Annotated in this window: 9 protein-coding genes; 7 read left to right on the top strand and 2 right to left on the bottom strand. The window is 50.0% G+C overall.

Translation table 11 applies throughout. The annotated features are described in order from the left end of the window. The first annotated feature begins 45 nt into the window (after positions 1-45). Positions 46-1680, top strand: a complete 1635-nt coding sequence (locus AC50YG_RS08010) for a response regulator transcription factor (RefSeq protein ID WP_494825992.1) — start codon at positions 46-48, stop codon at positions 1678-1680. Between the two features lie 99 nt (positions 1681-1779). On the opposite strand, the gene AC50YG_RS08005 is transcribed toward AC50YG_RS08010, so the two are convergent. Continuing rightward, positions 1780-2730: an alpha/beta hydrolase gene (locus AC50YG_RS08005; RefSeq protein WP_494825990.1), complete on the bottom strand. Its 951-nt coding sequence runs from the start codon at positions 2728-2730 to the stop codon at positions 1780-1782. A 342-nt stretch (positions 2731-3072) separates the two neighbouring features. Between AC50YG_RS08005 and AC50YG_RS08000 the strand changes: the two genes are divergently transcribed. The 3 genes from AC50YG_RS08000 to AC50YG_RS07990 all read left to right on the top strand — a co-directional run bounded on the left by AC50YG_RS08000 (position 3073) and on the right by AC50YG_RS07990 (position 5526). Beyond that, positions 3073-3819 (top strand): IclR family transcriptional regulator, encoded by a 747-nt coding sequence (locus tag AC50YG_RS08000; protein ID WP_494825988.1) that lies wholly within the window; start codon positions 3073-3075, stop codon positions 3817-3819. 475 nt (positions 3820-4294) lie between these two features. Next, the gene (locus AC50YG_RS07995; RefSeq protein WP_494825986.1) at positions 4295-4648 is read left to right on the top strand and encodes a DUF4358 domain-containing protein; all 354 of its coding nucleotides are present in this window, start codon (positions 4295-4297) and stop codon (positions 4646-4648) included. Between the two features lie 167 nt (positions 4649-4815). Then, positions 4816-5526: a DUF421 domain-containing protein gene (locus AC50YG_RS07990; protein WP_494825984.1), complete on the top strand. Its 711-nt coding sequence runs from the start codon at positions 4816-4818 to the stop codon at positions 5524-5526. A 179-nt stretch (positions 5527-5705) separates the two neighbouring features. Here AC50YG_RS07990 and acnA read toward each other — a convergent pair whose 3' ends face one another. Beyond that, positions 5706-8417, bottom strand: coding sequence for an aconitate hydratase AcnA (acnA, locus tag AC50YG_RS07985; protein ID WP_494825982.1), 2712 nt, complete (start codon positions 8415-8417; stop codon positions 5706-5708). 480 nt (positions 8418-8897) lie between these two features. Here acnA and AC50YG_RS07980 point away from each other — a divergent pair, with 480 nt between their 5' ends. The 3 genes from AC50YG_RS07980 to AC50YG_RS07970 are packed head-to-tail and all read left to right on the top strand — an operon-like array spanning position 8898 to position 11701. After that, positions 8898-10196 (top strand): amidase domain-containing protein, encoded by a 1299-nt coding sequence (locus AC50YG_RS07980; protein ID WP_494825980.1) that lies wholly within the window; start codon positions 8898-8900, stop codon positions 10194-10196. Between the two features lie 33 nt (positions 10197-10229). Further along, positions 10230-11342, top strand: a complete 1113-nt coding sequence (locus tag AC50YG_RS07975) for a D-alanine--D-alanine ligase (RefSeq protein WP_494825978.1) — start codon at positions 10230-10232, stop codon at positions 11340-11342. A gap of 41 nt (positions 11343-11383) precedes the next feature. After that, complete coding sequence (locus tag AC50YG_RS07970; protein ID WP_046232147.1) at positions 11384-11701, top strand: hypothetical protein; 318 nt, start codon at positions 11384-11386, stop codon at positions 11699-11701.

Genomic DNA, 11701 nt, shown 5'->3' with positions numbered 1-11701 from the left:
GGCCGCTGAAATAAACATTTCAAAGCGCAAAGGAGGGTGTTAATTATGTATCGCCTTCTCGTGGTAGATGATGAAGCTTATGCTTTGAAAAGTATCATGGAGACGATAAATTGGAATTCGTTAGGAATAAGTGATGTGTATGGAGCGATGGATGTAGAGGAGGCGCGACTTATTTTTTGCACCCAGCGGATTGATGTGGTCATCTGCGATATTGAAATGCCGGGTGAAAATGGCCTGGAGCTGCTCGAATGGCTAAACCAGGAGCAATTTTCGGCCAGCGTCATTTTTGTTACGGGGCATGACCGCTTCGAATATGTTCAGGCGGCGCTGCGTGCAGGCTGCTTCGATTATATGCTTAAGCCTGTCAGACATGAGCTGCTGCTGGAAACGGTAGCTCGTTCGCTGCGCAAGCTGGAACAGGATCGGGAGCATAATTTGCTGAAACGGCGGATGGGCAAGTTTGAAAAGGTGCTGCGCCATCACAAGCAGGAGCTTGTCGAGCGCTTCTGGAACGATGTGCTTTATCCTACTGGGAAAATGCCTAATAATGAAGCGCTGCTTAGCCAGCTTTCATTGATGGAGCCGGATGCAGCAGATAGCGGCGAGTTTATGCTCGTGCTCGTCAGCATCTCCGGCTGGAAGGCGCGCTTTGGCATAAAGGATGAAGAAATTTTAGAGTATGCGGTTATGAACCGTGCAGAGGAAACCGTTTTGGAAAATTGGCCGGGCGCCGTTCTCAAGAGCCGCAATGGCGAGCTGTTTATCGTCGTCTACCATGCGCAGGAGCAGGGGAGAAGCATTGCCGAGCTGCGTAGAAGATGCTTGGGGCTGGTCGAAGATTGCGGGGTTTATTTTTACAGCCGTGTGAAATGCTATATCAGCTTGCCGGGAGCTCTCTGTACGCTCGGGAGTCACAGCGCCTCTTTGCTTAAACTGGAGCGGCAGTGCGCGGGCGATATGAAGGACGTATGGGTTGAGGGCGAGCAAGCGCATCAGATGCCGGAGCAGCTGCTTGGGCGCAAGGAGTGGCCGGCGGAAATTGCCTTGCTGCTGCAGAAGGGCCGCCATGCGGAGCTGTATCAGTCAGTCGATGAATGGTTCGCTTCCTATGACAGGGAATATCCACTTTCCAAAGAAGATTTGAAAGCGCTCTATTATCATTTGCTATCTTCGCTCTATCAATCATTTAATCAAAGCGGTATTTCAATCGGATATGTTATTGACGCGATCAGCGTTAAACGGGAGGGGAGTGCGCCGTGCACAAAGTCGCTTGCCCATTTGCGCTTGTGGACGAGGCAGGTCATTGAGATGGCGCTCGAGCATGCGGCGAGTCAGAAGGAAAGCGAGCCGACTGTCGTAGAGCAAATCGAGCAATATGTAAAGTCGCGAATGTCAGAGGAGGTCAGCCGGGAGGAAATCGCCTCGCTGCTGCATTTTAACCCTGCGTATTTATCCCGATTGTTCAAAAAGGAGACAGGCTCGTCTCTAACGGATTATATCGTAAGCCAGCGTATGGAATACGCGAAGAAGCTGCTAAGCGAATCGGATCTTAAGGTGAGCGATGTGGCCGAAATTACGGGCTATAGCAATTTTTCTTATTTTTCACGACTGTTTAAAAAGCAGGAAGGATATTCGCCGATTGAGTTTCGCAAACGCTACAAGGGTGAAGCGGGGATTTGAGGCGCGGTAACGGTTCATAGTAGAAGTTGTGAAAAAAATGCCCCGCTGCTGGAAAAGCTCCAGTGTGCGGGGCATTTGCTATGAGGCATGTCGCTTTGTTTAAGCACTTGCCGCTGTCGAATCAGCTTGAGCCGCGAGCACCTGCTGATTGACTTGGCTGAGGAATAGCGCAGCGCGCTGAATGTATTCGCTCGGATGCTCGCGGAATAGCATTTCATGCTGTCCCTGCTGCACGATCCATGAGCGGGACAATGGATTCGTCTGTTTGTCTGCAATATGCTCCGCCGTCGTATAGGGCGACTTCACATCCTGCGTGCCATGAATAATATAAATTGGAATATCGTAGCTCGTATTCATCATTTGCTCGGCGGGTACGGAATCGATGCCTACTCCTGTCCAGAGTGGAAGCAGCGCCCCGATCAAGGTTTCAGATGGAAAACGTGGCAAGCTGACCACCTGGCTGACATTGTTGAACAGCGAATCAGCGCTTGGCACGAACAGACTGTCAAGGATCATGCCGTTAATATCCTTGGATTGCAGCGCAGCTTGCAGTGCGGTTCCTGCCCCCATGGAGAAGCCCCATACGATCACTTCCTTGGAGCCCTGCTCCTTCACATATTGAACGGCGGCTAGCAATTGCTGGGATTCTTCCAAACCGCCGGTTGCTGCTGTTTTGTCAGCAGCAGAGGCGTAGCCATAATCAAAAAGCATAACATTATAATGAAGGCCATTAAGTAGCTTCGTTAAATCATACATCGGTACCCAGGTCTCTTCGCGGTTCGCGCCGTAGCCGTGGCTGAACACGATCGTGCGAGTAGCAGGCTCACTGTTTGAATCATCGCTGTAGGCAGGCACGTACCAGCCGCTGACGTTGGTTTTGCCGCTAATGCTCGGAATGAGCACATCCTCGTAATCAAGTCCGATTGCAGCCTTCGGATTGGAAGTAAGCGGTGCGACGTAGGGATAGGCGAGCATCCAAGCCACGTAGGCATGGAAGATAACGACAACGATCATGCAAAGAGCTAGCAGTGAGGCAATAAGAGCAACCAATGCGTGCAACCTCCTGGTTTTTGCGCTCGGGCGTGGCAGTTGGAGCTTATCCAGAGAAGGAAAGGGATGCAGTCCCTGGGGGAAGGCTCCCTCCATTGAAACAGATGTCATCATAGTTGTGCTCATACCCTTCTCCTCCTCTCGAACCATGTAAACGCTTCTCATTTCTAGTACTTTAATCGTATGCGGAGGGGGAGTGCCTGTCAATTGATGTCGACGTATTGTTAAGGTGTTGTAATGCTTTTGTAATCAAGCGAACTTTTCTTTACGATTAAGCCTTTCATGAGTTATACTGTGTGAGAATGAGTTTCACTTAATGAAACGAGGGAGGTGTGTCACATCATGGCGGAGGAAGGGAAATCAACCGTACGCGCAGTCGAACGAGCGCTGGATATTTTGTTATGTTTTACAGCGGGAAAGGATCTGGTTATGACGGAAATCGCCGAGCGGACAGGGCTCCATAAGAGCACGGTCCATCGGATGCTGGCCACCCTTGAAGATAAAGGCTTTATAGAGCGTGACCTGGTGACGGAGCGCTACCGACTGGGCATGCGGGTGTGGGAGCTGTCCGCACATTTATCCCGGACGGATGATCCAGCGGTCATTTGGCAGCCGGAGATGGAGCGCCTGCGCGATAAGCTGGGCGAGACCGTCAGCATTTACGTGCGCGATGGCTCGGAGCGGATTCGCATTCAGGCGGTGCAGAGCAATCAGCCCGTGCGCCGGGTGGCGCCAATCGGAGCGAGGCTGCCGCTTTACGCAGGGGCATCAAGCAAGGTACTGATCGCTTATGCCGATCCGCTCGTGCGGGAAGAGATTTTCGGCGATCCATCATGGCTGTTTACGATTGATCTGGATCAATATAAGATGCAGCTTGCGGACATTACGGAGCAGGGCTACGCGACGAGCTTTGAGGAGCGGGAGCCGGGTGCAGCCGCGTTTTCCGCTCCGATATTTGGTCGGGAGGGCAAGCTTGTCGCCGCCTTGTCCGTATCTGGTCCGGCAAGCCGCATGACGATGGAAAAAATGCGCTTAGCCGCACCTATTTTGCTGGAAGCATCCAAGCGGATGAGCACGATGATGAAATAGCGGTCAGCAAGGCAGCTGCATGCTTGTATGTTGAACGCATGAATAGAAAAGCAGCGCCCGCTTCACTTGAGAATAAGTGAAGCGGGCGCTGCTTTTTTATGCTGTTCGGATGTCGAAAGAAAATAAAGTGTTGGACTAATAACGTCCCATTAAGCTGGAGGGTAGTATAGTTTAATGGTCTAGGAAGGGTTGTAACCAATAAACAGCGAATAAAAGGTATCGAGGATCATAGCATCAACAGGTGTAAAATCATCAGAGTAAGACCTAAGAATTGTTCTTATATGTCATATGTTAGCTTAATTTCAACAAGGAGGAGAACTTCATAAAAACTATATCAAAGAAAAAACTCGTTTTTGCCCTAGTAGCTGTAGTGATTGTCCTAACAAGTATTTACGTCCTGATGCAACCCATAACAAAAATTAATATCAATAAGTTTTCCGAGTTTATGCTGACGTCATCGGTTTATTACAAAGACATGAAAGAACTTGATATTTCCAATATCAAGGAACATTACAGCGGCGTAACCGTCTCAGATGTTTCCAGCGCGAAAGTGTTCGTTAGCACAGATGGCACCGCCAGAGAATTTGCAATTATCGAAGCGAATAGCCCACAAAGTGCCGACAATATTCAAAGTGCGATAAGCTCCTATTACAATGAGCTTATGAACAAATATCAATCGGAAAATGCAGAAGAATATGAACGCCTGCGAGGATATTACATCCACAGAACAAGAAACTATGTAATTTTAACAATCAGCGACAGCACTGGAAGTGGCAATCAACTTGTTAAATCATATCTTGATAAAATCAATTATGATAAGAGAGCATGAATGCTCAACCTAAAAACATTGTACAAACGGGTAACGTTAGTTCAAAAACAGCGACAGTCTAGGACTTTATTTTCTCGTCCTTGGCTGTCGCTGTTTCAATTTGTAGGGGCAGTCTAACACATTATTTTCTGCTGACATCGGGAATAATAGGGGGAGGAGGGTTGTAAATGATGTATGTGGAAATTTTGATCCGGACCATTCTTGCAGTGGGACTACTGCTGCTCATTCCCCGCATTCTAGGCAAGCAGACTCTTTCGAATATGACGTTTAACGATTTTGTAACGAGCATTACGCTGGGCTCCCTGGCGGCGAACTTGGCGTTTAATGCCACCCTGAAGCCCTCCTACATCGTGCTGTCTCTGATTGTGATTACAGCTATGTCTTTTCTGCTTTCTCTGCTCGCTCTCAAAAGCCGAAAAATGCGCAGCTGGATCTCAGGCTCTCCCACCGTACTGATAGAAAACGGTAAAGTCATGGAAGCCAACATGCAGAAAATTCGCTATACGCTGGATTCGCTGAACCAAGCGCTAAGGGAAAGGGGCGTTTTCAATATCGAAGAGGTGGAGTATGCCTTGCTCGAAGACAATGGAAGAATCTCTATTTTGAAAAAGGATGCGTACCGGCTTGTCACGAAGCAGGATATGGGGCTGCCGCAGCTAGCGCAGGCTTTTCCCGTAGAGCTTATTATGGACGGCGCGGTGATGGAGGATAATCTGAAGCTGCACGGGCTGACCCGTGAGTGGCTGGAGCATGCGCTGAGGCAGAAGCATAAGGGGAAAACGCTGGCCGATGTGTTCTATGCGGTAAGAGGCACGCAGCAGCAGCTGGTCTTCGATTTCTATGAGGATGGTATTGAGCAGCCGCTGGATCAGGAGTAGCTAAGAGACTCGGGGCCAGACAGCGAATGGGGAGCAAGCTTTAGTCATTTGTCTGGGGAAAAGTGAAGCTTGAAATTGGATAAATTCCCCTAGCCCAAAAATAAAAAGCAGCGATTCTCCAATAACGGGAGAATTGCTGCTTTTCTTAATTTCTGTGAATCAAGCTGTAAGTTAGCTTATTACATGTTAGCAATCATTTGACGAAGCACGGTTTGCAGAATACCGCCATTACGGTAGTAGTCTACATCAACCATGGAGTCCAGACGAACGATAGCTTGGAAGTCAAATGCAGTGCCGTCTTCACGGGTTGCCGTTACAGTAACGGACTCGCCCGCTGTCACATTATTGGACAGTCCAGTAATATCGAACGTTTCACGGCCAGTAATACCAAGCGTTTTCCAGCCATGGCCTTCTTGGAATTGCAGTGGCAGTACGCCCATGCCGACCAAGTTGGAACGGTGAATACGCTCGAAGCTTTCCGCAATAACGGCTTTTACGCCGAGCAGGAAAGTACCTTTTGCCGCCCAGTCACGGGAGCTGCCTGTGCCGTATTCTTTACCAGCGATAACAACAAGGTTTTTGCCGGATTTTTGATACTTCATGGAAGCATCGTAGATCGACATTACTTCGTCAGTAGGCAGGTAAGTCGTTACGCCGCCCTCAGTGCCCGGAGCCACTTGGTTGCGGATACGGATGTTGGCGAATGTACCGCGCATCATGACTTCGTGATTACCACGACGCGAGCCGTACGAGTTGAAATCTTCTCTTTTTACGCCATTTTCGATCAAATATTCGCCGCCTGGGCTATCTGCTTTGATGTTGCCGGCAGGGGAGATATGGTCAGTTGTAACCGAGTCGCCCATAAGCGCAAGCACATTTGCAGAATGGATGTCGGCAATGTCGTTAAGCTCCGTACCAAGGTTTTCAAAGAACGGCGGATTTTGAATGTAAGTGGATTTTGGATCCCACTCGTAGCTTTCGCCTTCTGGTACGTCGATTGCATTCCAACGATCATTTTGTGTAAATACATTTTCATATTTATCACGGAACATTTGCGGATTAAGGGCAGCCGCAGTTGCTTCCTGAATTTCTTTCGAAGTTGGCCAAATGTCTTTCAGGTAAACCGGGTTGTTGTCTTTGTCATAGCCGATTGCATCTTTGGAAAGGTCAATGTTAACCGTTCCTGCAAGCGCATATGCAACAACAAGCGGAGGAGAAGCCAAGTAGTTCGCTTTCACCTGAGCATGAACACGGCCTTCAAAGTTACGGTTACCGGACAATACAGCCGCTACCGTCATGTCGTTGTCAGCAATAGCTTGGCCTACTTCATCAGGAAGCGGACCGGAGTTGCCGATACAAGTAGCGCAGCCGTAACCAGCCACGTGGAAACCAAGTGCTTCCAACGATTCCAGCAGGTTTGCTTTCTTCAAATATTCCGTAACGACGAGCGAGCCCGGCGTCAGGGAGCTTTTTACATAAGCAGGCTTGGTTAGTCCGAGAGCTACCGCTTTCTTCGCTACTAGGCCCGCACCCAGCATAACGCTTGGGTTAGAGGTGTTCGTACAGCTTGTGATAGCTGCAATAACAACCGCGCCAGTGCCCATTTTGCTTGCTTGGCCGTTCGGGTGCTTCACGTCAACGAACTCTTCGATCTTCTCATCCGTCATGCCGTATCCGCCTTTATCGATCGGCGTGCGGATGATGTTGTTGAACTCTTCTTTCATTGCTGTCAGCTCAACACGATCTTGAGGACGCTTAGGACCAGCAAGGGAAGGAACAACAGTCGACATATCAAGCTCAATCACATCGGAGAAGACAGGATCTGGCGTCTCATCTGTGCGGAACATGTCTTGTGCTTTGTAGTAAGCTTCAACCAGAGCGATCTGCTCTTCTGTACGGCCAGTTGCACGCATGAAGTTAAGCGTCTCGCTGTCGACTGGGAAGAAGCCCACAGTTGCGCCGTACTCTGGAGCCATGTTGGCAACTGTTGCACGGTCAGCAAGGCTGATGTTGGACAGGCCTGGACCGAAATACTCGACGAATTTGCCGACAACGCCTTTTTTACGAAGAATTTGCGTAACGGTCAGGGCAAGGTCAGTCGCCGTAGCGCCTTCTGCCAAGCTGCCTGTCAATTTGAAGCCGATAACTTCAGGTGTTACAAAATAAAGCGGTTGGCCCAGCATACCTGCTTCAGCCTCGATACCGCCAACGCCCCAGCCGACTACGCCAAGACCGTTGATCATGGTTGTATGGGAATCCGTACCAACGAGGGAATCTGGGAAAACAACCGTTTCGCCATCGATGACTTTTGTAGCAGCAACAGATGCAAGGTACTCGAGGTTAACTTGGTGAACGATACCTGTTCCCGGCGGTACAGCACGGAAGTTATCGAACGCCGTTTGTGCCCAGCGCAGGAAGCGGTAGCGCTCTTCATTGCGCTCAAATTCTACCTTTGTGTTGTATTCAAGCGCGTCCGCGTTGCCAAATGCATCAACCATGATCGAGTGGTCGATTACGAGGTCAACCGGAACGAGCGGATTGATTTTTTTAGGGTCGCCGCCTGCACGTTTAACCGTATCACGCATAGCTGCCAGATCGACTACGACGGGAACGCCAGTGAAATCCTGCAAAACGATACGAGCAGGAATAAACGGAATTTCTTTGTCCTCGCGTCCATCTGCCCATGTTGTCAGTTGTTTAACATGCTCAGGCGTAATAGCGCGGCCGTCGAATTGACGTACAGCAGCCTCGAGCAATACTTTGATGGAGTAAGGAAGCTTGGAAATTTTTCCAAGGCCTTGTTCTTCCAGGCCGGACAAACGGTAATACGCAAAGGATTTGCCGTTTACGTCAAGCGAGGTGCGAACGGAGTAATGATTTTGATGAGACATGGTTCAAGTTCCTCCTTAGATGGCTTTACTTTTGTAAAAGAAAAGGTAACATTCTTTAAAATATAGGAAGGTATATGATGTTTCCATACATTCTCTATATTTCTACGCGAAACGGTAGCATTGCCACCAAAGGATGGCTTCAACCGTTTACGCTCGGGATGTGTTTCGCTCTGTGAAACACGATTTCAAATTTGCTATGCCTCTAGTATATCGCTAAATAGGGGCTCTCGTAAAGTCCAATTGTACCCGCTTTCGCGAATATTGGCGCCCTTTTTAGGCATTTAGGCTGATGGACGAATGTAACATCTATCGGCATCGCTTGTTTTATCCTAATAATGGATTATTATGCGAGCTTTTGACATAGCTTCATGTTTGGTGAGATGTGAACATATAAATAAAAGGATTAGGCGCTCCGCACCCTTGCCTGGCGCCCGTCGCAGCACGTGCGGATTAAAAGCTTGCTTTTAGGAGGGAAAGCCAATGTCCTTGCGATCAGACAAACAAATGGCAAGCCGCCGTGCAGGCAAGCAGGAGCGGCAGCCGCTGCTGAACCTGTCCGCCTCTCAGAAGCGGCCCGCTCTGCGGCCCGCGCAGCAGCATGCTCAAGCGGGAACGACGAATGGAGGAGCGAGGCAGCACAAGCGGCAAAAGCCGGAGCCAGCCGCTGCTGAGCAACCGCGAATGGCTGCGTCTTCCATGACCTCGCTAATGCGTTCAGGCGATTCTCCGCCGCTTTCCGGAGAGGAAGCCCGGGGCTGGAAGCCTGCCGTGCATCAGTATGTAAGCCTGTATAATCAGGCGGAAACCGAGCAGCATGCGGCAGCGGTAGACGGCTTCGTCGCAGACAAGGAACATTGCGGCAGGCTTCGCGGACGACTGAATCGGCTGCGCGAGCGGGATTTGCTGCGCGGCGTCCTGCCCTCGCGCAGCGAGACGAAGGCGGAGCTTGTCAGGGTGCAGGAGTCTGGGGCCGAAGCATCCGTGCTCATTCGGCTGCATATTAAGCGGCAGATTGAGCATAGAGGAATGCATTATATTGAAGAACGGAAAGAAGTGGAGCGACTATGGCTGGCCGCTGCTGGCGAACGCTGGCATATCGTTCGCATTGAGCCGATCATTGCGGAACGGCGGCCACGCTTCGAGCTTTCTTTTCAGGATCAACAACTGGTTGGAGAGGAAGAGCAGCAGCTAGAAGAGGAGCAATTCCGGCTTCGCTCCGTGCCCTACTTAAATTATGACCTGTTTGCGGCCTTCCAACCCCAAGCCGTCCGCGCGCTGTATCGGCGCGATTTGGCCGCCGCTTACGCCGACCGTTGGTGGAATGAACCAAACCCTGCATATGAGGAGTTCGAGGTCAATTGCACGAACTACATCTCCCAGTCGGTCTTTGCAGGCAATGCTCCGATGAATTATACTGGTAACAGGGGCAGCGGCTGGTGGTATAAAGGCCGTAACGGAGGCAGGGAATGGTGGAGCTACAGCTGGTCGGTGTCAAATGCGCTGACAAACTATTTATCCACTCCCCGGCAGTCAGGTCTTCGGGCCAGAGTCGTTGACTCGGCTGAAGAGCTCCAGCTTGGCGATGTCATCACTTATGACTGGAACGGCGACAACCGTTTTCAGCACAGCACGATCGTAACAGCTTTCGATGCAGCGGGTATGCCGCTTGTTAATGCGAATACTGTGCCTAGCCGCCATCGCTACTGGGACTACCGTGATTCTTATGCCTGGACGGAACAGACCAGGTACCGTTTTTTTCATATTGAGGATCAATTATAAGTTATTATTTATTATTTTACCGGAGGATATGCGATGGGGACGAAAGTAAACGTAGCACTTGTATATGGAGGAAAATCAGGCGAGCATGAAGTTTCGCTGCAGACTGCGTTCGCAGTAATGGGAGAATTTGATTACGATAAATACGCAATTACCCCCTTCTATATTACTAAGCAGGGCGAGTGGAGAGTTGGCGGCAAGCTTGGAAGCAAGCCGCAAACCGCCAGCGAGCTGCGCCTTGCAGCAGGCGCTTCCGGAGCGGGCTTCCCGCTTGCTCCGCTGTTTGCCGGTTTAGATACATCAGTTGCAGCAGCAGCTGGAGCAACGGCTATTGATGTCGTATTCCCGCTCCTGCATGGCACATTTGGCGAGGATGGCACGATTCAAGGCTTGTTCGAAATGGCAAACATTCCGTATGTTGGCGCAGGCGTACTGGCATCAGCAGTAGGCATGGACAAGGTGACGATGAAAAAAGTATTTGCGCAGGAAGGGCTGCCGCAATGCGTGTTCCGTTACTTCAACCGTACGCAGTGGGAGAAGGATGCTGCCTTTTTTGTAATGGAATGTGAAGTAGCCCTCGGCTACCCATGCTTTGTTAAGCCAGCTAATCTGGGCTCCAGTGTCGGCATTTCCAAGGCGCGCAACCGCGAGGAGCTGATGGCGGCAGTCAATTATGCCTTCAAGTATGACCGTAAAGTGATCGTTGAGGAATTTGTCGATGCGAGAGAAATCGAAGTTGCGGTGCTTGGAAATGACGAGCCTAAAGCTTCTGTGCCGGGCGAGGTTATTGCTTCTAATGAATTTTACGACTATAAGGCAAAATATGTAGATGGCAAATCGGTCATGCAAATTCCAGCCGAGCTTTCGGAGGAAATTTCAGAGACGGTTCGGGATATGGCAATTCGCGCCTTTCTGTCCATTGATGGATCAGGCCTTTCCCGCGTAGATTTCTTCATGCGCAGGTCGGACGGTCAGCTGTTTATTAACGAGGTTAATACACTGCCGGGCTTTACGCCTTTCAGCATGTACCCGCTTATGTGGAGAGAAACAGGCATGCCTTACCGCGAGCTGCTGGATAAGTTGATTGAGCTGGCTCTAAGACGGCATGGCGAGAAGCAAAAAATCAATTTCGGAGCAAGCGAAGCGTAATAAAGCTTCAGGGGAATCACTCTAAAGAAAGGAGGGAGATCATGGGATTTTCAACCGAGTTTAATTCTGTATGCAAATTCAAGTCGGAGCAGGAGCTTCATGAATTGCTTGAATACGGCAAGGGCAAGATGGTAAAGAGCGGATTTCGCGTATACCCTACAGGCCAGAAGGTCATTGCGTATACGACGAACAATGAGGCTATTGCCATAGTCCGCATCCTCGCTTCGATCGCTGAAATTAATTTTCAAGGTGAAGAAGTGACTGAAGTGGAGATGGAGCTTGTGAGAAAGCTGACAGAGGAAGAGGCTAAAGTGCAGACTGCACTAGCTTACGAAATGTTTTTTGGCGAGCGTGAATAG

This window comes from Paenibacillus sp. J31R34, assembly GCF_059383715.1.
Note: the sequence above shows the minus strand (reverse complement) of the source record. Positions and strands in the feature narration are given on the sequence as shown.